The organism is Amycolatopsis japonica, assembly GCF_000732925.1.
Taxonomy (GTDB): domain Bacteria; phylum Actinomycetota; class Actinomycetes; order Mycobacteriales; family Pseudonocardiaceae; genus Amycolatopsis; species Amycolatopsis japonica.
Map to the genome: position 1 here is coordinate 155,578 of NZ_CP008953.1, position 23,165 is coordinate 178,742.

The 23,165-nt window shown below is 69.2% G+C and carries 19 protein-coding genes; 12 read left to right on the forward strand and 7 right to left on the reverse strand.

Annotated features, from left to right (window positions below; translation table 11 throughout):
* Nucleotides 1-4 precede the first annotated feature (4 nt).
* Entirely contained in the window at nucleotides 5-1,822 is a 1,818-nt protein-coding gene (locus AJAP_RS00795) for a substrate-binding and VWA domain-containing protein (protein WP_038507335.1), read from the reverse strand.
* Nucleotides 1,823-1,983: 161 nt separating this feature from the next.
* Entirely contained in the window at nucleotides 1,984-3,159 is a 1,176-nt protein-coding gene (locus AJAP_RS00800) for a homogentisate 1,2-dioxygenase (protein WP_038507338.1), read from the reverse strand.
* Nucleotides 3,160-3,244: 85 nt separating this feature from the next.
* Between AJAP_RS00800 and AJAP_RS00805 the strand changes: the two genes are divergently transcribed.
* Nucleotides 3,245-4,099: a hypothetical protein gene (locus AJAP_RS00805; protein WP_007030543.1), complete on the forward strand. Its 855-nt coding sequence runs from the start codon at nucleotides 3,245-3,247 to the stop codon at nucleotides 4,097-4,099.
* On the forward strand, nucleotides 4,096-4,737 hold the full coding sequence (locus AJAP_RS00810; RefSeq protein ID WP_016330607.1) for an IclR family transcriptional regulator: 642 nt from the start codon (nucleotides 4,096-4,098) through the stop codon (nucleotides 4,735-4,737). The genes AJAP_RS00805 and AJAP_RS00810 overlap by 4 nt, the downstream gene beginning before the upstream one ends.
* A 4-nt stretch (nucleotides 4,738-4,741) precedes the next feature.
* Here AJAP_RS00810 and AJAP_RS00815 read toward each other — a convergent pair whose 3' ends face one another.
* Both AJAP_RS00815 and AJAP_RS00820 read right to left on the reverse strand, forming a co-directional pair.
* Nucleotides 4,742-5,404, reverse strand: coding sequence for a DUF998 domain-containing protein (locus AJAP_RS00815; RefSeq protein ID WP_038507343.1), 663 nt, complete (start codon nucleotides 5,402-5,404; stop codon nucleotides 4,742-4,744).
* A gap of 88 nt (nucleotides 5,405-5,492) precedes the next feature.
* Nucleotides 5,493-6,080 (reverse strand): TMEM165/GDT1 family protein, encoded by a 588-nt coding sequence (locus tag AJAP_RS00820; RefSeq protein WP_038507345.1) that lies wholly within the window; start codon nucleotides 6,078-6,080, stop codon nucleotides 5,493-5,495.
* Between the two features lie 188 nt (nucleotides 6,081-6,268).
* On the opposite strand from AJAP_RS00820, the gene AJAP_RS00825 reads away from it, so the two are divergent.
* The 10 genes from AJAP_RS00825 (at nucleotide 6,269) to AJAP_RS00870 (ending at nucleotide 20,104) form a co-directional block, all read left to right on the forward strand.
* Nucleotides 6,269-7,222, forward strand: a complete 954-nt coding sequence (locus AJAP_RS00825; protein WP_038507348.1) for a S41 family peptidase — start codon at nucleotides 6,269-6,271, stop codon at nucleotides 7,220-7,222.
* 81 nt (nucleotides 7,223-7,303) lie between these two features.
* Entirely contained in the window at nucleotides 7,304-8,815 is a 1,512-nt protein-coding gene (locus tag AJAP_RS00830) for a cytochrome ubiquinol oxidase subunit I (RefSeq protein WP_038507351.1), read from the forward strand.
* Nucleotides 8,816-9,142: 327 nt separating this feature from the next.
* Nucleotides 9,143-10,150, forward strand: a complete 1,008-nt coding sequence (gene cydB, locus AJAP_RS00835; protein ID WP_038507354.1) for a cytochrome d ubiquinol oxidase subunit II — start codon at nucleotides 9,143-9,145, stop codon at nucleotides 10,148-10,150.
* The gene (gene cydC / locus AJAP_RS00840) at nucleotides 10,147-13,398 is read left to right on the forward strand and encodes a thiol reductant ABC exporter subunit CydC (RefSeq protein ID WP_084097988.1); all 3,252 of its coding nucleotides are present in this window, start codon (nucleotides 10,147-10,149) and stop codon (nucleotides 13,396-13,398) included. The genes cydB and cydC overlap by 4 nt, the downstream gene beginning before the upstream one ends.
* A gap of 14 nt (nucleotides 13,399-13,412) precedes the next feature.
* Nucleotides 13,413-14,558, forward strand: coding sequence for a GAF domain-containing sensor histidine kinase (locus AJAP_RS00845; protein ID WP_038507361.1), 1,146 nt, complete (start codon nucleotides 13,413-13,415; stop codon nucleotides 14,556-14,558).
* Nucleotides 14,559-14,665: 107 nt separating this feature from the next.
* Complete coding sequence (locus AJAP_RS45180; RefSeq protein ID WP_038507364.1) at nucleotides 14,666-15,283, forward strand: excalibur calcium-binding domain-containing protein; 618 nt, start codon at nucleotides 14,666-14,668, stop codon at nucleotides 15,281-15,283.
* A complete protein-coding gene (locus AJAP_RS00855) occupies nucleotides 15,280-15,921 on the forward strand; it encodes a class F sortase (protein ID WP_038507367.1) in 642 nt (213 codons plus the stop codon). The genes AJAP_RS45180 and AJAP_RS00855 overlap by 4 nt, the downstream gene beginning before the upstream one ends.
* 9 nt (nucleotides 15,922-15,930) lie before the next feature.
* Complete coding sequence (locus tag AJAP_RS00860) at nucleotides 15,931-16,539, forward strand: histidine phosphatase family protein (protein WP_038507370.1); 609 nt, start codon at nucleotides 15,931-15,933, stop codon at nucleotides 16,537-16,539.
* Nucleotides 16,540-16,581: 42 nt separating this feature from the next.
* A complete protein-coding gene (locus AJAP_RS00865) occupies nucleotides 16,582-17,832 on the forward strand; it encodes an HAD family hydrolase (RefSeq protein ID WP_038507373.1) in 1,251 nt (416 codons plus the stop codon).
* Nucleotides 17,833-17,905: 73 nt separating this feature from the next.
* Nucleotides 17,906-20,104, forward strand: coding sequence for a tetratricopeptide repeat protein (locus AJAP_RS00870; RefSeq protein ID WP_038507376.1), 2,199 nt, complete (start codon nucleotides 17,906-17,908; stop codon nucleotides 20,102-20,104).
* On the opposite strand, the gene AJAP_RS00875 is transcribed toward AJAP_RS00870, so the two are convergent.
* From AJAP_RS00875 to AJAP_RS00885, 3 genes are all read right to left on the reverse strand, one after another.
* Complete coding sequence (locus AJAP_RS00875) at nucleotides 20,064-21,575, reverse strand: hypothetical protein (protein ID WP_228694831.1); 1,512 nt, start codon at nucleotides 21,573-21,575, stop codon at nucleotides 20,064-20,066. The genes AJAP_RS00870 and AJAP_RS00875 overlap by 41 nt on opposite strands.
* A 133-nt stretch (nucleotides 21,576-21,708) precedes the next feature.
* Nucleotides 21,709-22,335 (reverse strand): response regulator, encoded by a 627-nt coding sequence (locus AJAP_RS00880; RefSeq protein WP_016330621.1) that lies wholly within the window; start codon nucleotides 22,333-22,335, stop codon nucleotides 21,709-21,711.
* A gap of 9 nt (nucleotides 22,336-22,344) precedes the next feature.
* Nucleotides 22,345-23,052: a hypothetical protein gene (locus tag AJAP_RS00885; RefSeq protein WP_038507379.1), complete on the reverse strand. Its 708-nt coding sequence runs from the start codon at nucleotides 23,050-23,052 to the stop codon at nucleotides 22,345-22,347.
* Nucleotides 23,053-23,165 lie beyond the last annotated feature (113 nt).

Consider the following 23,165-nt stretch of genomic DNA (forward strand, 5'->3'; position numbering starts at 1 on the left):
GATCTCAGAAATTCGAGATCACGGCGGTGAAGACCTGGTCGATCGAGTCCGGTTTGGACGAGTCGTACCCGACGCCCTGGGTGGTCTCGGCGATCTCCTTGAGCACGTTCAGATCCGCGTCCGAGCCGTAGGCGATGGTGAACAGCCGCACCGCCTCGCCACCGCCTTCGGTCCGCAGCTGACCGACCAGGTTCGGCAGATCGATCCCGCCCGGATCCTCGTTCCGGCCGTCGGTGAGCACGACGACCGCGTTGATCGCGTTCGGATCCAACCGCTGCTTCATGAACTCGTAGGCCGCCAGCGACGAGTCGTAGAGCCCCGTCCCGTTCTGCGGGGTCAGCCCGTTCAATCGCGTCGCCAGCTCCTGCCTGCCCGGCTCACCGCCGACCGGCGACACCGGCCGGAGCTCGACGTAGTCCTTGTCGCCGTCCAGTTTCGTCGAGAACATCCACAGCCCGACCTTGTCGGCGTCGCTGAACTGCGGCAACGACGCCACGGCGGCCTGCTTCGCGAGATCCATCTTGTTCTTCCCGGTCCCGCTGACGCCGTCGCCCATCGAACCGGAGACGTCGACGACCAGCAGCACGTTCGCCTTCTTCCGCAGGTCCTTCCACGACTTCAGCACCTCGGTCAGCACCGGCGGGCTCGGCGGGCGGATCAGGTTGAGCTTCGAGTCCGGTTCGGCGCCGTTCTCCTTCGTGGTCTGCGAGCCGGGTTTGCCGTCGAACGTGCGGAAGCCGATGTCGCTGAACTTCCGCTGCGCCTCGGCGCCGCGCAGATGCGCGAGGAAATCCGCCGCGACCTGCTTGTGGATGTCGTCGGCCCAGTTCAGCACGGTGAACGGGTGGTCGGAGTTGAGCGTGCCGTCGCTCGGGTAGATCCCGGCGAGGGGCACCTTCGGCGGCGCGTGCTGGCCGCGTTTCACCGGATCGTTCGTGGGATTGCCCTGGTTGTAGCCGACGAGCGAGTTCTCCTCGACCGTCACGGCCGAGATGTACGACATCGCGGCGCCGCGGTCGTCGGCCTTCTGCAGATTCGTCAGGAACGTCAGCGTGTTGTCGCCGTAGTGGACGATGGCCTGCTCGACGTTCTGCACGAACGTCCGCGCCTCGGGTTTCGCGAGCGCGTTCGCGGTGAGGTCCGAAGACGTGCCCGTCGCCGCGTAATAGGCGCCGATGGTGGCGTTCAGGCCGGAGGTCGAGATGTTCGGATTCGTCTTGCCCAGCCGGAACTTCCCCCATTCCGGATGGCCGTATTTCGCCCAGCCCTGCGGATCCGTGGCGAGCGCGGCGAGATCCTTCCAGCCGATGCCCTTGCCGGGCCAGCCGAGCGCTTCGGCCATCGGCTTCGGCATCGCGACGACCAGCGGCGCGTTCGCGACCGATTCCGGGTCGCCTTCGGGGACCAGCGCGGGGTGATCGGAGCCGGTGAGGTTCTGGCGCAGCAGGTTCACCCAGCCGGACGCGGCGGGTGTCCAGACGTCCGGCCGCGGGCCGTCCACCGCCTCGTTCCAGCCGCGGGCCAGCGCCTGCATCGCGGTGCCGGACGACTTCGACTGCACGAGCACGTCGACGCAGCGTCCGGCCACCGTGCGGCCGCTGTAGCCCTGGGCGATCTCGGCGACCACGCCGGCCTTTTCCGGCGACGACGACACCTGCAGCTTGACCGCGTCGCCCGTCGTGCACTTCGCTTCCACGGCCTCCTCGCCGGAGTCGCTCGTGAGCGCGCGCAGGCCGATGATGAGGCCGATGGCGACCACCGCCGCGGCCACGAACGCCAGGACCTTGCGGCCGCCGCGGGACTGCTGAGGATTCACGACCATGGAGAACCTCCGCCGGTGGGGACACCGATTATCCGGAGGTTTCGCCTTGCCAGGCTTGGCGTTGCCGAACCGTTGCGGCCATGGCGGTACTTATCCCGCCACCCGCCGCATTTAGTCCTCTAAATGCGTGGGCCCGCATTTAGAGGACTAAATGCGGGCCGTCAAGCGCCGGGGCCCCGGCCGGACCAGGTCCACGCGTAGCCGTGATCCTCCGATGCGTCGGCCGCCTCGCCGAGATCCAGCGGGGCGAAGGTGTCCACCATGACCGCGGTCTCGTCGAAGAACTGCGCCCCGATCGACGCCTCGGCCGCGCCGGGCTGCGGCCCGTGCGTGAAGCCGGACGGGTGCAGCGAAAGCGAGCCGACCTCGATCCCGGAGCCCTTGCGCGCCTCGTAGTTCCCACGGACGTAGAACATCAGCTCGTCCGAGTCGACGTTCGCGTGGTTGTACGGCACCGGGATCGACTCGGGGTGGTAGTCGACCTTGCGCGGGCAGAACGAGCAGACCACGAAGTTCGGGCCCTCGAACGTCTGGTGCACGGGCGGCGGCTGGTGCACGCGGCCGGTGATGGGCTCGAAGTCGTCGATGTTGAACACCCACGGGTACAGGCAGCCGTCCCAGCCGACGACGTCGAACGGGTGGGTCGCGTAGGTGTAGCGCGTCAGCCCGGCGCGGTGGCGCACGAGGACCTCGACGTCGGTGCCGTCGACGACCAGCGGCTCGGACGGCCCGCGGATGTCGCGCTCGCAGTACGGCGAGTGCTCCAGGAACTGACCCTTCGCCGACAGATACCGCTTCGGCGGGCCGATGTGGCCGCGTGCCTCGATGGTCAGCAGCTTGACCCCGTCGTCGCCGTGCGGCAGCACACGATAGGTGCACGACGTCGGGATGACGAGGTAGTCGCCGTCGCCGACCTCCAGCGAGCCGTAGATCGTCTCGACGGTCGCGCCACCGCCCTGGACGTAGAACAGCTCGTCGCCCGCCGCGTTGCGGTACAGCGGCGAAGGCTTGGTCGCGTGGACGAAGCCGATGGTGACGTCGGCGTTGCCGAACAGCCGCCGCCGGTCGGTGACCGCGTCGGCCTCGCCGAACTTGAGGTCGTGGGTCTTGAAGGCGCGGGGCTTGAGCGGGTGGTTCGGGGTGATCGGGCCGCGCTCGTCCTCGATCGCGACGGCGTCGACGATCGCCGTCGGCAGGCCGCGGTGATAGAGCAGCGCCGAGTCCGCCGAGAAGCCCTCGACACCCATCAGTTCCTCGGCGTACAGGCCCCCGTCGGGCTTGCGGAACGCGGTGTGGCGCTTGTGCGGGATCTCGCCTACCTGCCGGTAGTAAGGCATCGGAATCTCCCCGGAACGTGTCCGTTGTGCGAACGATTTTGTCCTGATGTCGTACGCTACTAGCGTGTCAGTCGTGTCAAGCGCTGTGGAACTCACGCCACCCGGCCCCCGAGGAATCCCTCCCCTGTTCGCGCGGCTCGTCGACGACTCGGCGTTGTTCCCGCCCGGTGAGGCGTCCATGCCCGAAGCGCTGCGTGCGCACTTCGCGTCGAGGGCCGGTGAACACTCCGGCGTACTCGGTGTGTTCCTGTGCCAGGCGTCGAGGCTGCCCGAGCTCATCACCGAACTCATCAAGATCAAACCCAAGGAGCCGCTGCCGCTGTCGCTGATCATCGACACCGGCCTCGGCGGGGTCCCGAAGGCGATCTCGATCGTCGAATCGCGCAGCGAGATCCTCAGCCTGCGCATGGTGGAGATGCCGGCGCCGTCGGACGTCGACGAGGTCTGGCTGGAGCGCGTCTCCGAGTTCGTGCCCGAGGACGTCATCCGTGTGGTCGAGCCGCGGCGCGGCGTCGGCTGGCTGGACGGCGTGCGGAAGGTGATCGAGCACGGCAGCTGGCCGAAGATCCGCTGCGGCGGCAAGGCGGGCGAGAATTTCCCCAGCGTCGACGAGGTCGCCGACTTCCTCGCCGTGGTCAGCGGCTCGACCGGGGCGTCGTTCAAGGCGACGAACAGCCTGCACCGCGCCGTCCGGCACACCGAGGAGTCGAGCGGCTTCACCCACCACGGGTTCCTGAACCTGATCGTGGCGTCCGCGCGCTGCCTCTCCGGCGGCGACGTGCGCGCCGCCCTCGAATCGACCGACGGCGCCGCGCTGGCCGCCGAGGCCAAGGGGATGTCGGAGCCCGCCGCGAAGGCGGTTCGCGGGCTCTTCGCGTCCTACGCGGCGGCCTCGTTCGACGAGCCGGTCGCCGACCTCGGGGAACTCGGGCTCTTGTGACTCGTGAAGGGTCGCTGACCCTGGACAGAGGCCTCGCACTGCTGCAAGCGGTCGCGGACGCCGGTGGCGAGGCGGCGACGATCTCCGAACTCGCCGTCGCCATCGGCGCGAGCCGGGCCGCCGTCTACCGGCTGCTCGTCCCGCTGTCCGAACGCGGTCTGGTGTGGCGTGACGGCAACAAGGTGCGGTTGGGTGTCGGCCTGCTCCGGCTCGCCGGGCAGGTCCTCCCGCAGCTGCGCGAGGCCGCGCGGCCGGTGCTGCGCGAGCTGGCGGAGAAGGTCGGCGCGACGGCGCATCTGTCGGTCGCGCAGGGGGATCAGGCGCAGGCCGTCGCGGTCGTCGAACCGTCGTGGACGAGCTTCCACGTCGCCTACCGCGTCGGCACCCGGCATCCGCTGTCCGCCGGCGCGGCGGGCAAGGCGATGACGCTGCGTCCTGGCGGCGGCGAAGGCTGGGTCACCTCGTCGGGTGAGCTGGAGGCGGGCGCCTCCGGGGTCGCCGCGCCCGTGCGCGGAGTGCCCGGCTTGAAGGCCAGCGTCGGTGTCGTGTCCCTCGAGCCGCTCGATGCCTCCGTGGTGGGGCCCGCGGTCGTGGCGGCCGCCGTCCGGCTGGCCGAGGTGCTGAAGCAGCCCGAATAGCGTTTCAGCGGTGGCTGAGCAGCGGGCGGACCATCGTCGCCAGCAGCGTGAGGTCGACCGCGAACAGCAGCCGCTCGAACAGGCCGAGCGTGACCTCCTGGTGCGACGGGCCGGTGAGCATCGTCCAGACGAAGCCGCCGAGCACGATCACCACCGCGGCGAAGCTGGCCACCGAAAGCCGCCGGATCGTCGTGCGGCGCGGCTCCCACGGGCAGCGCGCGCGGCCCGGGCGGGTCAGCACCCAGGCGGCGGCCGGCAGCGCGAGGAAGGCCGCCAGCGCGGCGTAGTTGTGGATCTGGCCCGCCAGCGACCGGGCCTGGCCCTCGAGGTCGACAGGCACGAGCGCGAGGACGAACAGTCCGGTGCACCAGACACCGAGCAGGACGAGAACGGACTCGTAGCCCTTGCGGTGCGCCTTCGCGATCCCGCCGAGCAGCGCGAGCGAACCGAACCCCAGCGCCAGGCACATCGCGCCGAACAAGGGAGCCGCCGTCGAACCGGGCGAGAGGTAGCCGTAGACGTACTCCGACAACGTCTGCCAGATCGGGCTGACCTGGCTGGAGAGCCTGAGGTGCAGGTCGATCGAGATGGCGACGGCGACAGCCATGCCGAAGACCGCGAGCCTGCCGTGCACAGGGGAGACGGCGAGTGTCTTCGGCGAGGTCACGACCGGTTTCTCCAGGCACGTCGGGGCGGGTGTTCACCTTTTCGTTCCCGAAAGGTTACCCGGCGAACCTGTGAAAACCCCGTGCGCCTCAGAAGGCGAGCTGGGCCAGCGCGAACAGCGAGAAACCGGCGAAGACGAAGCCCGCGACGCGCTGGATGAGCTTCGGGCGGATCCGGCTACGGACCTTCGCGCCGATGAAGACGGCCAGACCGGCGACGGCGACCAGCGCGCAGAAGGAGCCGAGGCCGACCGCGAACGGGTTGCCGAAGCGGGCCGTGAGGCTGGCTGTCGCGAGCTGGGACGCGTCGCCCCACTCGGCGGCGAAGAGCACGCCGAACGACGTCAGCGCGGAGCGGAGGAAGGTCGCGGGGCCGGGGCCGGAACGCGAGGCGTCCTCTCCGCCGTCCTTGGCGGGACTGAACCCTTCGCGAAGAAGCATGTACGCGCCGACACCGAACATCGCGGCGACGATCGTGGTCACCAGCGCCTCCGGCAGCAATGTGAGCACACTGCCGAACGTGGCCGCGATCGCGGATTGCACGGCGAATGCGGCGGTGACGCCGACGAATACCGGCCACGCGCGGAAACGAGTGGTGAGAACCAAAGTGGCGACGAGGGTCTTGTCCGGCAGCTCCACGGCCAGTACCAGGCCGAACGCGCTGATCAGCGCCAGCATCGAGCTAGACATGATGGTTCTTCACCCCTTTCACTGCAACGATAAAGGGGCGATTCAGAGAAAGGCAAGCTGATGGCTTTTCCGAATCGGTCGGCATGCGCGGGCGAATTGTATTCCTCGGCCGGGCGGAATTGGGTTTTCGGCAAACCGAATTCTTTTTTCAGGCTTCGCTGGTAGCGTCGCCGGGCATGGACGAGAGAGCGCGGATCGACGACGTGTGCAGGCGCCTGCAGGACCACTACGTGTTCCCCGACGTCGCCGAGAAGCTGACGGTGTTGCTACGGGCGAGGCTGAGTGACGGCGCGTACGCGGGGCTCGACGATCAGGCGTTCGCCGTCGCGGTCACCGGAGACCTGCAGTCGGTCAACGGGGACAAACATCTGCGGCTGCGGCACCATGTCGACCCGCTGCCCGAAGTGGAGGGGGAGTCGTACGATCCCGAGGAATTCCGCCGTGAGGCGGAGTTGAACTGCCACGGCATCGCGTCGGCGCGGCGGCTGGCCGGGAACGTCGGCTACCTGGAGACCAAGCTGTTCTACGAGCCGGATATCGCGGGCGAGGCGCTCGCCGCGGCGATGACGCTGCTCGCGACCACCGACGCGCTGCTCATCGACGTCCGGGAGAACCGGGGCGGCGACCCGTCCACGGTCGCGCTGCTGATCAGCTACCTGGTCGGCGAGCCCGTCCACTTCAACAGCATCTATCTGCGCGACGGCGACGTGACGAATCAGCTCTGGACGCAGCCGTACGTGCCGGGTCGCAAGTTCGGCCCGGAGAAGCCGGTGTGGGTGCTGACCGGGCCGACGACGTTCTCCGGTGCGGAGGACCTGAGCTACTCGCTGCAGCAACTGGGGCGGGCGAAGACGGTGGGCGCGGTCACCGGCGGCGGCGCGAATCCGCGGAAGCAGTTCACTGTGGACACCCATCTGGATGTCACCGTCCCGGGTGGACGGGCCGTGAACCCGGTCACGGGGACCAACTGGGAAGGCGTCGGCGTCCAGCCCGACATCGCCGTCGATGTCGAGGCCGCTTTCGACACGGCGTACGCGTTGGCGCTGGCCCACGTGCTGACACTGGGGGACACGGGCTTGCGGCGGCAGGTCGCCGATGAGGCGCGTCTCACGCTCGCGAGCCTCGGCTGACCAGGGCGCGGGACCTACGTCCCGGCGAGATCGGGACCACTTGAACTGGCGGGCTCATCGGGCGTTGAGCAGGCTTGAGGCGTGGAGGTTCTCGATCTCGCTCGGTGGCAGTTCGGCATAACCACCGTCTATCACTTCCTGATGGTCCCGCTGACCATCGGGCTTTCGGTCCTGGTCGCCGGGATGCAGACGGCGTGGGTCCGCACGGGTGACGTGCGCTATCTGAAGATGACCAAGTTCTGGGGGAAGCTCCTGCTGGTCAACTTCGCGATGGGCGTGGTCACCGGCATCGTGCAGGAGTTCCAGTTCGGGATGAACTGGAGCGCGTACTCGCGGTTCGTCGGCGACGTGTTCGGCGCGCCGCTGGCGATGGAAGGGCTCGTCGCGTTCTTCGTCGAGTCGACCTTCCTGGGGCTGTGGATCTTCGGCTGGGACAAACTGCCGAAGAAGGTCCACCTGGCGTGCGCGTGGGCGTATTCGCTGGCGACCGTGGCGTCCGCGTACTTCATCCTGGCGGCGAACTCGTGGATGCAGCATCCGGTCGGGGTCGAGTTCGTCGACGGGAAGCCGACGATGAACTCGATCTGGGCGGTGCTGACGAACAACACCGCGCTGGCCGCGATCCCGCACACGCTCGCGGGTGCGTTCTCGGTGGCGGCGGCGTTCCTGGTCGGTGTGGCCGGCTGGCAGCTGTGGCGCAAGCGTTCGGAGGACGACGAGCACCGCGCGGTGTGGCGTTCGTCGTTGCGTCTCGGCGGCTGGACCGGTGTGGTGGCGTTCGCGGTGCTGGCGATCACCGGCGACGTGCAGGGCAAGCTGATGTTCGAGCAGCAGCCGATGAAGATGGCCTCGGCGGAAGCGTTGTGCCATACGGAGAAACCGGCGAGCTTCTCGATCATCGCGATCGGCGACGTGCGGAACGCCAACTGCGAGGACGTCAAGACGTTCACCGTGCCCGCGCTGCTCTCGTTCCTGGCGCACAACGACTTCACGACCGAGGTCAAGGGCGTGGAGAACCTGATCACCGAGTACCAGGCGAAGTACGGCACGAACTACCCGGACGACCCGCAGCTCGGCTCGCTCGCGGGCAAGCCGATCGACTACGTGCCCAGCCTGCCGGTGACCTACTGGGGCTTCCGCGCGATGATCGGCTTCGGCGCGATCTCGGCCGGGATCGGGGTGCTCGCGCTGTGGCTGACCCGGCGCGGACGGATCCCCGGGCAACGCTGGTTCCCGTGGCTCGTGCTCGGCGGGATCGCGACGCCGTTCATCGGCAACAGCGCCGGGTGGATCTTCACCGAGATGGGCCGTCAGCCGTTCGTGGTGGTGCCGAATCCGACCGGTGTCGACGGGGTGTGGATGTTCACCGCGCAGGCGGTCTCGAAGTTGTCCACAGGCGAGGTGTGGACTTCGCTGATCGCTCTGACGACCGTCTACGCGGCGCTCGGCGTCGTCGAGGTCTACCTGATGCGCAAGTACGTCCGCGGCGGCGTCGACGCCGTCATGCCACCCAAGAAACCGACCTCGACCAGCAAGAACAGCGACTCGGAAGGCGGTGACGGCGATGACGACGCGCTGGCCTTCGCCTACTGATCGCCTCTTACCCTCACGTACCCAGCCCCCCGCCCTTCCCGGGGGACGGCCCCGCACCCAGCGTATCGGGGGTATCGCTCGGGCGGGTTACCCACAGCCGATCTGTGGACAACTTGCGCGGTTGTGGATAACTCAGGGCGATCAGGGGACGGGGAGCGTCGCGAAAGCCACTTTCGCGACGCTGGATGTCCCGAAAGTGGCTTTCGAGACATGCCGCGCGGCGTCCACAGGGCACGCGACCCGGCAGCGAGGTGAAGGGGTCCTTCACCGCGTCGCATGCGGGCAAAGCGTCCTTCAGCCCCCGGAAGCCAGGAAAGTGAGCACCCGATGACCCTCGAAACGATCTGGTTCTGCGTCATCGCCCTGTTCTGGCTCGGCTACCTCTTCCTCGAAGGTTTCGACTTCGGCGTCGGCATGCTCATGCCGGTCCTCGCGAAGGACAACACCGAGCGCCGCGTCATGGTCAACACGATCGGCCCGGTCTGGGACGGCAACGAGGTCTGGCTGATCGTCGCCGGCGGCGCGATGTTCGCCGCGTTCCCCGGCTGGTACGCGTCGCTGTTCTCGGCCGCGTACCTCCCGCTCCTGGTGGTCCTGCTCGCCCTCATCGGCCGCGGCGTCGCGTTCGAGTACCGCGGCAAGGTCGACTCCGACCGCTGGCGCCGGAATTGGGACCGCGTCATCGGCATCGGCTCGTGGATCCCGCCGTTCGGCGTCGGTCTGCTGCTCGCCACCACCGTCCTCGGTCTCCCGCTCGACGCCGACGGCAACCGGGTCGGCGGCCCGTTCGCCGCGCTCAGCCTCGAAACGCTGCTCGGCGCGATCGCGGTCGTCGGGTTCTCGCTGGTCCACGGCGCCGCGTTCCTCGCCCTCAAAACCGAAGGCGACCTCCGGCACCGCGCGCGGAACCTCGCCACCCGCCTGCTCCCGGTCGCCCTCCTGCCGCTGCTCGCGTTCCTCATCGTCGTGCAACTGCGCTCGGGCGACCTGTGGACACTGCTCCTCATCGGTCTCGCCGTCGTCGCGGCCGTCGTCGCGTGGTTCCGGATCCGCATGGGCCGCGAAGGCCAGGCGTTCGCCGCGCTCGGCGGGGTCATCGGGGCCTCGGCGGTCGCGATCTTCGTCGCGCTGTACCCGAACGTCCTGCCGTCCACTTTGGACGCCGCCAACACGCTGACGATCGCGGGTGAGGCATCGAGCCCGTACACCCTGACCGTGATGACCTGGGTCGCGCTGTTCGGCGCCCCGGCCGTCCTGATCTACCAGGGCTGGACGTACTGGGTGTTCCGCAAGCGCATCGGCACCCGGCACATCCCACCGGTGCACGCACCATGACCGAACTTCCCGGCCGCGACACCCTTTCCGCCACGGAGTCCACAATGGACCCAGCGCGACCGGGGAAGGGTCCGCTCGGCGCGCTGGCTCCGCTTTCGAGTGCGGCGCGCCGGGCGTTGATCCTCAGTGGAATCCTCTCTTTCTTCAACGCGCTTTTGCTGGTGGGACAAGCGTTCCTGCTGGCCGACGTCCTCTCCGCGGTCGTCCGCGGAACACCGGGGGACCGCACCGTCCAGCTGGCCGTGCTGCTCGCGCTCGTCGCAGGGCGCGCGTCGACCGGCTGGGCGGTGCGGATCGTTTCCGTTCGCGCGGCCGCCCGCGCGAAGGAGGAGTTGCGCGCGAAAGCCCTCGACCACGCCTTGAAACTCGGCCCGGAATGGATCGCGCGCCGCGGCCACGGCGAGCTGACGTCGTTGACCACCAAGGGACTCGACGCGCTCGACGCCTACTTCACCCAATACCTTCCGGCCCTGGTGACCGCCGCGATCGTGCCGCTCGCCGCCGGTGTCGCGATCCTGTTCGCCGACTGGCCGTCGGCCCTGCTCGTCGTGATCACCGTGCCGCTGGTGCCGTTGTTCGCCATCCTGATCGGCAAGCACACCGCCGAACGGGTCGCCGAAGCCGCCGACGCCGAACAACGGTTGTCCGGGCATCTGCTGGAACTCGTTCGCGCACTGCCGATCCTCAGCGCGTTCCGCCGCGCCGGGGCGCAGGCCGAGACGGTCCGGAAGATCTCCGAACGTCATCGCCGCACCACGCTCAAGACGTTGAAGGTCGCGTTCGCGTCGGCGTTCGCGCTCGAACTGATCGCGACGCTCTCGGTCGCGCTGGTCGCGGTCGTCATCGGTGTCCGGCTGGTCTCCGGCGAACTGTCGCTGGCCATCGGGCTCGGCGTGCTGATCCTGGTGCCGGAGTGCTACCAGCCGCTGCGCGCGGTCGGTGCCGCCTTCCACGCCAGCGAGGACGGCGTCGAGGCCGTGCGCCGGGTCGCGGACGTACTCGCGGAACCCTTGCCGCCCAACGGTTCCGAGACGCCGCCCAAGGGTGAGGTTCACGTCGGCAGTCTGCGTGTCGCCAGGCGCGGCGGATTCGCCCCTGACGGCGAGACGTTCATCGCCCGGCCCGGCGAGATCATCTGGCTGCGCGCGCCCAGTGGCGGCGGCAAGTCGACGACGCTCGCCACGCTGCTCGGTTTCGTGCAGGCCCACGACGGGACGATCACCGTCGGCGGCACCGACCTCGCCGACGCCGATCTGACGAGATGGCGTGAAAGCGTCGCCTGGGTGCCGCAGTCGCCGGTGTTCGGCGGAGGCACGGTCCTCGACGAAGTCGGCGCGGAGGACATCCTTGGCGAACTCGGGCTCACGGGGCTCGCCGACCGGCCGGTTGCGAAGCTGTCGCAGGGACAACGCCAGCGTGTCGCGGTGGCGCGGGCCCTGGTGCGGGTCCGGTCGGGCGCGTGGCTGCTGCTGCTCGACGAACCCACCGCGCACCTCGACGAGGTCAACGCCGCGCGTGTCATGGCCGCCGTCCGCAGGGCCGTCGACGGCGGTGCGGCTGCGATCATCGCCGCCCACGAACGCGGCTCCGGTGTCGACATGTCGACCATGGCGGGCGGCGAAATCGGAACCATTGAGGAAACCCGGCAAGCCCGGCCGCTGCCTTGGCGTGAACTGCTGCACCCCAGGTTCTTCGGTGGCGCGTTGCTCGGTGCCGCCGCACTGCTCGCCGGGGTCGCGCTGACCGCGCTTTCGGGCTGGTTGATCGCCAAGGCGTCGCAACAGCCGCCGATCCTGACTCTGACGGTGATGATCGTCGGCGTGCGAACGTTCGGCCTCGGCCGCGCGGGGCTGCGTTACCTCGAACGGCTGGTCACGCACGACGCCGCGTTCCGGATCGCCGGAAGCCTGCGCGTCCGGCTGTGGGAATCGCTGGTGCGGCTCGGTCCGGCTCGGGCGCTTCGGGCGGGTGAAGAGCAGCGTCGGCTGGTCGGCGACACCGACACCGTGCGTGACCTGCTCCCGCGCGTGATCACTCCGCTGATCGTGGTCGCGTTGGTGGCCGTCGGCGCGGTCGCGGTCCAGACCGCCGTGCTGCCCGAAGCCGGGCTCGCGCTGGCGGCGGCCGTGCTGGTGAGCGCGTTCGCGCCGCTGCTCGCGCTCCGGGCGGAACGCCGCGCGACCAGTGCGCTGGCCGCCGGACGGCGTTCGGTGTCGGCGCAGGTGCTGAGCCTGTTCGAGGCCGCCGCCGAATTGATCGCGTACGGGGCAGACAAAGAGCGTCGTCGACGGATCGCCACGACCGACGCCGCCCTGACCGCCGAAGCGCGCAGACAGGCCTTCGGCGCGGGCGCGGCCGATGCCCTGATCATCCTGGCGACTGGGACCGCCACCGTCGTGAGCACCGGGTTCGCCGTGAGCGCCGTCGCCGCCGGCGCGCTGAACCCGGTGCTCGCGCCGGTGGTCGCCCTGGTGCCGCTGGCACTGGCGGAGGTCTTCTCCCTTCTTCCGCCCGCCGCGCAGCACTGGGACACCCTGCGCCAGGCCCGTCTGCGCCTCGCCGAGTGTCAGGAAAGGGGCGTTCAAGACGAAAAACGTCAGGAACGACCCTTTCCTGACACCGGCGGGGTGCGGATCCGGAACGCCGACCTCGGCTGGCCCGGCACCGAGCACCCGGTCCTCACCGGCGTCGACCTCGACATCGCGCCCGGCACGCACGTCGCCGTCGTCGGCCCGAGCGGCGCCGGGAAGTCGACGCTCGTCGCTGCCTTGCTCGGTTTTCTCCAGCCGAGCAAGGGTGACGTCGCCGCTCCCGAGAACGTCGCCTGGGCGCCGCAGGAACCGATGCTCGTCTCGACCACGGTCGCCGAGAACCTGCGCCTCGCCAAACCGACGGCGTCCGAGGCCGACCTGCGGAAAGCGTTGTACGAAGCCGTTCTCGAAGACGTCGAGCTCACCACGATGCTGGACAGCGCCGGTGCCGGCCTTTCGGGCGGGCAGGCGCAGCGGGTCGCGCTGGCGCGGGCCGTACTCGGCGCCGAGCAGGCCGATCTCGTCCTGCTCGACGAGCCCACCGCCCATCTCGACGAGCCGACCGCGCGCACCGTCCGCGAACGGCTCGGCGAGGCGCTCGCCGGGAAAACCGTCGTCCACGTCACGCATCACGCCGCCGAAGCCGAAGAAGCGGACGTGATCCTGGAGGTCCGAGAGGGCCGCGTCACAGCGCGCGCGTTGGCCGGAGCCGACTAATGTCGATAGCGCTCATGGATCCCACGCTTGCCGCGCGCGCACTGTCCGCCGCCACCGAGATCACAGGCACCGCCCTGTCCGGCGACGACCCGGGTGACGTGCTGGAGACCGTGGTCGCCCGCGCCGTCGAACTGGCCGAGGCCGACCTCGGTCTCGTCATGGTGCGCGCGGACGACGGCCAGGTGGTCGCGGAGGCCGCGCACGGGGCCACCACTCAAGGCCTGCGAGGGCTGGCCTTTTCCGCGGATTCCGCGGCGGGCCAGGTCGCGCGCGGCGGGGAGCCGGTGGTCAGCGAGGACTTCACCGTCGATCCCCGCACGGCGCCGTTCGTGCCGCCGGAGCTCCAGGGCTTCGGGCCTTTCGCCGCTTCGGCGTTCGGCGCGGGCGGGCGCGTCCTCGGCGCGCTCACCGTGTACCGCCGCCACGGCGGGGAACCGTTCTCCGCCAGCACGGTCGAGGTACTCACCGCGTTCGCCGCGCAGGCCGGCGTGGTGCTCGCGCTCGCGGAGGGCGCCAACGCCCGGCACCGCGTGACCCTCTACCAGGAGCGCGAACGTATCGCGCGCGAACTGCACGACGTCATCGTGCAGCGTCTCTACGGCGCCGGGATGCAGCTCGACCGCGTTCGCAAGAACATGCGGAAACGCTTCGCGCAGGCCGACGGCGCGCGGCTGTCCGAGGCGATCGACCAGCTCGACCAGACCATCGAAGAGATCCGCGGCACCGTGCGCGCCCTGCGCAGCCCGGAACCCGCGAACGAGACCGTCACCGCGACCGACCTCGCCGAGTCCGCGCGAGGCGAAGTGCGCATCGCGGGCGAGCTGCTCGGCTACCCGCCGACCCTCGAACTGTCGGGAGAGCTCGCCGACATCCCCGCCGAACAGGCGGACCACATCCGCGCGGCCCTGCGCGAGGCACTGTCCAATGTGGTCAGACACTCCGGGGCGAGCGAGACCCGCGTGACCCTCAGCCGCGACGCGGAAGGCGTCAAACTCCGTGTGCGGGACAACGGATCCGGTGTCCCGCAGGGGGTCGCCAAACGCGGTCTGCGTCATCTCGCCGAACGCGCGACGACGTCGGGCGGGCGCTTTTCGATCAATTCTTCCCCGAGTTTGGGGACATTGGTCGCTTTCGACGTTCCGCTCGATCAAACCGTGTGAAATTAACGGCTCGCTTTTCCGATTAATCCGTAACGGGTGGGGTCCGCACACGACTCTATGTGCATCGAACGCGCCCCGAGCGCGGATTCCCAGCGAAAGGACTCGTCATGTCCTCGGTTCGTCGCGCCCTCGGCACGGCCGCCATCCTTGCCGGATTCTCCTTGTTCGGCCCCGCTTCCGTCGCTTTCGCGCTGGCCGAAGCGCCCGCGATCGCCGATCTGGACTGCGGTGATTTCAAGTATCAGGAAGACGCGCAGGCCGTGCTCGACAAAGATCGCTCCGATCCGCATCGCCTGGACGAAGACGGCGACGGAATCGCTTGCGAAAAGCTTCCCAAACGGGGAACTCCGCCGATCGTGACGAGCACGCCGACCCTTCCGTCGATCACCACGGAAACGCGGGCGCCGCAGTTCAAGGACAAGGATTGCGCCGATTTCCCCTCGCAAGCCGCCGCGCAGGCCGAGCTCAAGAAGAACCCGCGAGACCCGCACAAACTCGACGCCGACCACGACGGGTACGCCTGCGAATCCCGGTTCGGCGAACCCGCGAAATCCGGCCAGGTGAAGGTCAAACCCGTCGGTGGCGTCGCGACCGGTGGCGGGGAGGCCGTCGAAAGCAACGGCGGGTTCCTGGAGGTCGCCGCGGTCGCGCTGACCGGCACCGCCTTGCTGACCGTGTCGGTCGCGGGCGCGTCCCTGGTCCTTCGGCGGCGTGCGGAGCGATGATCCGGCCTTCCTGGCGCCGGTGGCCGTTCCCGCTGGTCGTCGGCACGCTCCTCGGGGTGGTGCTCGCGGCCGCGCTGACCGCGTGCGCCGTCCCTCCCTCGGGCAAGGTCGCCTCGCCCGCGTCGCCGCCGACGATGTCCGCGGCGGCGCCTTCGGCCACGGTGATCCCGCCGGTCTCGCCGCTCGCGCCCGCGAAACCGGCGAGGCTCGAGATCCCGGCGATCGGCGTCCGCACCGGCGAGATCGTCGACCTCGGCCTGGCCGGTGACGGCACCCTGCAGGTGCCGCACGACGCGATCACCACCGGCTGGTTCACCGGTGGCCCGGCGCCGGGCGAGGTCGGCCCCGCTGTCCTCGCCGGGCACGTCGACTACAAGAAGGTCCCCGGCGTTTTCGTCCGGCTCAAGGAGCTGAAGGCCGGCGACGAGGCACTCGTGCATCGCGAGGACGGGATCAGCGCGGTGTTCACCGTGTACGCGGTCGAGCGGCATCCGAAGGCGTCCTTCCCCACGGAGAAGGTCTACGGCGACACGACCGGGCCGGAACTGCGGCTGATCACCTGCGGCGGGGATTTCGACTCCTCGACCGGCAACTATCTCGACAACGTCGTCGCCTTCGCGAAACTGACGCGCGTTTAGATTCTCCGGATGCGCACTGTCTACGTCGTCACGCATCCGGAGGCCACGCACCACGTCGATCACCTGGTGGGCGGGTGGTACGACTCAGAGCTCACTCTTGAGGGCGAACGCGCGGCCGTCGCCGTTGCCGAGTCGCTGCGCGCGAAGGTGCCGGACAAGGTGGAGCTCTACGCCTCGGATCTGCGCCGCACCGCGCGCACCGCGGAACTGATCGGCGAACGGCTCGGCGTGACCCCGGTCCTGGACCGGCGGCTGCGCGAGAAGTCGTACGGGGAAGCCGGCGGCAAACCGCAGGCGTGGCTGGACAGCCGGTTCGTCCCGCCGCCCGCCGTCGGCGAGCGGCTGGGACACGACGAAGGAATCCTCGGCGCCGAAACGAAAGGCGCGATGGCGGCGAGGGTCTACGCGGCCATGGAGTCGATCCTGGAGAGCCCGTGCGAGCACCAGATCGTCGTCACGCACGGTGGCGCGCTCACCTTCGTGATCGCCGCGTGGATCCGGATGCCGCTTGAATCTGCCGGGTACGTGGACTTCCGCGGTTCACCCGGCAGCGTCACCGTGCTGCGTGAGGACGACTACTTCCACAACCGGCAGGTCGTCACCCTCGCCGGGAAATGACAGGATCTCCCCGGACAGTCGAAGACCATGTGGGGAGATGACATGCCGAGGTTCCTGCGAGCCATGGCCCTTGCCGCCGCCGTGGCGGTCGTACCGGTGGCCTTGCCCGGCACGGCGACCGCCTCGACCGCGTCACGTTGTCCGCAGCTGCGGTTGGCCGACCATTGGTACGGCGACAACGCGGCGAAGATCCAGCAGGTCATCTGCGGTAAGAAGCACGGCGAGCGGCCGGTCGCCGTGTTCGATTGGGACAACACGGTCATCAAGAACGACATCTCCGACCAGACCGTCTTCTGGATGATCCGGCACGACAAGGTCCTCCAGCCGCGCGACCAGGACTGGCGCACGACCAGCCGCTACATGACCGACGCCGGCGCGAACGCGCTGAGCAAGGCGTGCGGTACCGCCACCCCGGCCGGGAAACCGCTTCCCACCAGCAAGAACATCGCCTGCGCCGACGAGCTGCTCTCGGTGCGGAAGAGCGCGAAGACGACCACCGGCGAAGAGGTCTTCGCGGGGAACAACCGGCGGTACATGGAGGCGGCCTACGCCTGGGTCGCGCAGATCAACGCAGGGTACCGTCCGGACGAGGTCCGCGCGATCGCCCGGCAGGCCAGGGCCGCGGCGCTGCTGGCGCCGATCGGGGCGACCCAGAAGGTCGGTTCGAGCACGCAGGTCGCGTGGATCCGGTACTACCCGGAGATCAAGGACCTGATCTCGACGCTCACCAAGGCGGGCTTCTCGACCTGGGTCGTTTCCGCCTCACCCAAGGAATTCGCGGACGTCTGGGGTTCCGCCGTCGGCATCCCGCCGAGCCGCACGCTGGGGATCTACTCGCAGACCACGAACGGCCGGATCAACGGACACCTCGAAGGCTGTGGCGGGCACGCCGACGGCGCCGACGAGATCATGACCTACATCGACGGCAAGCGTTGCTACATCAACGAACGCATCCTCGGGATCCGCGGTGCGAAGGCGATGGAACCGGCTCCGGCGGACAAGCGGCAGGCGCTCGCAGGCGGCGACGCGACCACCGACGTCACCATGCTGCGCGACGCCACCGGAGTCCGCGTCACGCTCAACCGCAACAAGGACGAGCTGATGTGCCGCGCCTACGACAACGCGGACGGGAAATGGGCGGTGAACCCGATGTTCATCGAGCCCTTCCCGGCACTGAGCCGCACCTATCCGTGCTCGACGACGGCGTACGAAAACGCCGACGGCACACACGGTCCGGTGCTGCGCGACGACGGCACGGTCATCCCGGATCAGCGGGACACCGTGCACCCCTGAGCGGGTTCACGATGCGTGACGCTCGGTCGCCCCGCTGCTACCGTGGCGTTCTTGGCTGAGTGAGGGGGAGGCCGTGGTTGACCTGTTGCAGGTCGTCGTGGACGAAGCCGCGAAGGCGGCCGCGACCTCGGCGGTGGGCGCCGTGTCCACGGCCGGGCGGAACGTGGTGTCCCTGCTCAAGGAACGGCTCGGGACCGGTGATTCCGGAAAGGACGCGCTGAGTTCCCGTGCCCTCGCCGCCGCCCGCGCGGACAAGGAATGGGCGGACCGCCTGATCGAAGCGGTGTCGGAACTCCATTCCGAAAACGCGTCGACGGCCACGGCCGGTATCGAGAACTTCCGCAACCACTTGGCCATACTCGCCGACCCGCCCCGGACGGGGCTGAAACTGATCGTCGGCCCCGGCGGTTCGGGTAAGACCGAACTCGCCCGCCAGATCGCCGACCGGGTCCAAGCGGACTTCCCGTCGGGCCGGGTCGAAGTGTCGCTCGCCCGGTATCGCGACGGCGACGAATTCGACGCCGCGGCCGTGAAGCGGTACGTGCTCGAGGAATTCGGGATCCCCCGCGGCGAGATCCCGGTCGACGACGAACAACTGGACCGGCAGTTCCTGTCGGTGCTGGTCACCAGGTCGTTCGTGCTGATCCTGGACGACGTCGAGCTGGCGGCCGAACTGGCCTTGTTCACCCGCTTCCGCACCAGCCTCGTGCTGGCGACGGCTTCGCGGTACGGCCGCGAGCTGAAGGCGTGCGATCCCCAAGCCATCGAGCTCCGAGGGCTCGACCAAGAGGGTGCGCGCCAGCTGCTCACCGACTTCTGCGGCAAGGTCCGGCCATCGGGGGAACCGGTCGAGAGCGATCTGCTGATCGGGCTCTGCGACCGGATGCCGCTCGCACTCCGCGAGGTCGGCGTCACCCTGGCCGGTCGCGCCGGGGAGACCAGGCCGGTCGCCGCGCTGCTCGACGAGTACCGCGCGACCGGCGTCGTCGACGCCGAAGGCGTCATCCAGGACTCCCTGCGGCGGACGTTCGCTCGGCTGTCGGACGCCGCCGTCGAGGCCTGTGCTCTGCTGGCAGAGCATCCCGGCGGGTTCTTCACCAGGGCCACCGCGGCGGCGATGACCGGCGACCCGAAGGTCCTCGACGAACTGATCGCCGCGCAGCTGACCCATCAGTTCGGTGACTGGTATTCGCTGACAATCCTGGTGGGGCAGTACGCGCGCGGGCTGACGGCGGATCGGAACGCGGGCTTCGACCGTCTGCTCGCCCATGTCCGGGACACCGCGGTCGCGGCGGATTTCCGCGAGAACCCCCAGCGACTGCGCACCTACGTCGTTCCCTCGAAGCGGACTTGGGACCTGCCGGTCGATCACATCGATTGGCTGGAGTGGCATCGCACGCTGATCGGCGAACTGGTGAAGCTCGCTTGGCTGCGCCATCGCCACAAGGAAGCCTTGCAGCTGGCCGGAGCCTTCGAAGCGCTCGTGAACAAACGGGGCTACTGGCGCGAATTCGTCGAGATCAGCGACTGGGCGGTGAAAGCCGTCGAAGCCGATAAGGACGCGAAGCCCGGTCAGCTGCCGCGGGCACTGATGATGCGGGGCAAGGCCCGCTTCCTGGCTCGCTGGTTCCCCGCCGCGCGCGAGGATCTCGACAGGGCGGCCGAAATCCTCGCCGGTCCGGCGGTCGGCATCGCGGAACGCCGATGGCACACGCTGCGGGCGTCGCTGGCGGAGTTCCGGGGACGGTTCCACGAAGAGCACGCGGATCTGCTCGTCCATCGTCGGGCCGGGAAAGCGGAGATCGATCGGGAACTCGGGGAGGCCGCGCGGCAGCTCCGGCTCGCGTGCGCGATCAGCACCGAGCTCGAGGACGGTCCTGCGCTCGCCATCCATCCCAGAATGCTCGCCAACGTCCTGATCAAGCTCGGCGAACCGAACGAGGCGATCGCCGTCCTCGGCACGATGAGCGCCGAAGGACGCAACCGGGCACGGGTGGAAATGGTCTATGCCAACGCTTATCTGGCGCTCGGCGAACTCTCCGAGGCGCGAGCGCGGTTCGCGTCCGCCTGGAATCAGCTGACGTCCCAGCGGGCCACGCAATACGCCTGGGAGCTCAGGGAACTGCAGGCGCGCCTGATGACCGCCGAGCGCGATCCCGGCGCGATCGACGTATGGGGGCGGCTCGCCTACGACGCCACCCAGATCGGTCACCCGCGAGCCGACCGGTACTTCACCGCACTCGAATCGTCACCGCCCGATCGCCGACGCTGAGCGGTTCGGCGGGCGGCAACCGGTCCAGATAAACCAGCGACGCGCCGATCAGCGGATCGATCGTGCGGTCGGTCAAGGTCAGTTCCCGCCGGACACCGTCACGCGTTCGGACCAGGCACGTGCTCCGGCCGACGGTCGCCGCGGCCACGGCGGCGTCCGGCCACTGGCGGAGGATCTCCTCGGACCACCGGGGAAAGTGGTCGACGTCCTGATCGTCCAGCCTGCGGTAAACGATCCTCGCGGTGGACAGCTGCCGCAGCGTCGCCCGGGTTTCGTGCGCCACCAGGTGTTTGTCCGCGAGGTCGTGCCGACGGCCGGTGCTCGGGAACCGCACGATCTTCGTCGCCGCCCCGGCTTCCTCGGTGCCGACGACGAAGGTGGCGACTTCCCGCGGTTCGACGTCGGGCACGTCGTGGGGCGGGAAGGAGGCTTCGGTCGCGGGCTCGGAAAGCTTCATCAACCGGTACAGCCGTGGCCGCAGCAGTTCGGCGGACAGGTCCGCGGCACCGACGGCCTGTTTCACCACGGCCGCGTGGTCGCCGGGGCTGTGCCGCCGGATCGCGAGATCGATCCGAGGCCCCAGTGCCTCGTCCGGATCGAGCCGCGCGGTTCGTTCGGCGAGCGCCGCGATGGGGGAGCCGGGAACCACGGTCTCACCGCCGTCACCGATCAGGAGCAGGGGCCGGTCGACCGCGGCGGCGTACAGCGCCAGCGAACCGAAGTCCGAGATGACACACGAAGCGGCGGTGAGCGCGGCCTGCCAGCCGGCTTCGGGCGGAAGCACCTGGAGGCCCGCTTGGCGTGCCTCGGAGAGCCACGCGTCGACCTGCCAAGGGCTGTGGGCCGAGGTGATTCCCGGATGGAGCACGGCGCAGCAGCGATAGCCGTCGTACTCGAGCTCGGAGACCAGCCGCAGCGGGAGATCGGGCACCGTCCCCAGTAGTGAACCGGGACCCCAAGTGGAGGCGATGACCACCAGGGTGTGGCCGTGCGCCCCGAACGCGGCGCGGTACGCGGGGGCGCGATGGATGCCCGCGCGCAGGCGGTCATGGCACGGGTCGCCGACCATCACCGCGCGTGCCGCCGCTTCGGGACCGGCTTCCCGCAGGTGGGCGCGCTGCTCGGGATGGGAGAGCGCGACCATGGCGGGGACGACCCGGCCGTCGCGGACGAGCCGGTCCGGATTCATCCCGGCGACCGTCCGGCTCCGCGGGTAGTACTTCTGGTAGCCGATTCCATGGGGCACCAGGACGATCGGCGCGTCGAAGAGATGGAGATCGTCGTTCTCGCTCGCCGCGATAACCAGGTCGAAGCGGCTTTGGAGGGCTTGCCGCCACGGAACGACGGAGGCGCGGAGCGTGCCGAGGAATTCAGGAACGCCGGCGCCGAAGATCGCGGTGCTGTCCGCGTCGTAGGTGAAGACCAGCTGGAGCCGTCGATCGCTCTCGATCAGCGACAGGATGTCCAGCAACCTCGTCAGCGTCGTGACCGTGCGGACGACGACCAGGATCTTGCGTTCGACACCGATGGTGAGCCACTGGTCGAACTCGGGATCGACCGGGACCTTCGCCCAAAACGACGGGGGGGGGTACCTTTTTCGCGCACTACCTGTCCCGGCGCGCGATCCATGCCGCGGCCTGCGTGCGGCGCTGCATGCCCAGCTTCGCGAGCACGGACGTCACGTAGTTCTTCACCGTCTTTTCGGCGAGGAACAGGCGCTCGGCGATCTCGCGGTTGGACATGCCCTGCCCGATCAGGTCCAGCACCTCGCGCTCGCGTTCGGTGAGGGAGCCGAGTTCGTCCTCGGGCGGATGCCGCAGCTTGTCGAGCACCCGCGCCGTCGACAGCGGGTCGAGCAGCGACCGGCCCGCCGCGACCTCGCGGACCGCGTTGACGACGTCCTGGCCGCGGACCTGTTTCAGCAGGTACCCGGCCGCGCCCGCCATGATCGCGCCGACCATGGCCTCCTCGTCGTCGAACGCGGTCAGCATCAGGCACTGCGGCGGGTTCGGCTTCGAGCGCAGCTCACGGCAGAGCGCGATGCCGTCGCCGTCGCCGAGCCGCACGTCGACCACGGCGACGTCCGGCTCGACGTGCATCGCCACGGCGAGGGCCTCGTCGACCCCGCTCGCTTCGGCGACGACCTCGATGTCGGGCTCGTCGGTGAGCAGGTCACGCAGACCGCGCCGCACCACCTCGTGGTCGTCGATGAGCAGCACCTGGATCGGCATACCCCCACGTTACTTCGTCGCCTTGGCGACGGGAGACGCGAGGAACCGGGTGTCCGGTACGAGGCCGCCCATCCATTCCTCGGCGAAGTCCTCGACGATCACCGGATCGGGTTCGTTCCCGTACCGCTCGATATGCCAGGCGGCGAACGGGCGAGCCATTTCGGCCGGGTCCGCGTCGTCGAAGAAGGTCCGGTATGGCGGAAGCGGCGTCTTCCGTTTCTTCAGTGTCGCCTCGAGATCCTCGCGCCGGCGCTGGAAGCGGTACCAGTCGTCCAGCACGGTTCGTGATTCATCGCCGTTCACCAGGAAACCGCAGCCGACCAGGCCGGTCAGCCGCTCGGTGTCGGTCACCATCCGCGGCTCGGCGTCGCCGTGCTTCTTCCGCCACGCTTCGGCGGCTTGCTCGACGTCGTCGTAGACCCCGCCGCCCGCCGGCTCGCAGAGACCCGACATGTCGACGTCGAACAGGTATACGCCGGGATGGCCGTAGGCCGCGATCACGGCGAGGCGGGTGCCGTAGACGTCTCGCATCTCCCAGACGTCACCGGTCGCTTCGATGTTCGCCAGTGAGCGCGGCCATTCCGAAAGGCCCGTGGACGCCGCGTTGACGCGGGTGATCGAAGAGCGCAGCACCGGCACCACGCCGGGTGCCGAGATCGCGAGCAGGCCGTGAAGGAACCGCCACAGTGCTTCAGACGGTTCCGTCCTGGCCAGCACGGATACCTCGCCGACGAGGCGGCGAAGAACAGGTCGAAGTCGAGGCCGTCGTTCTCCTCGTCGAGGACACGTTTCAGCTCGGCCCCGAGCAGTTCACCGGTCGCCTGCTCGGC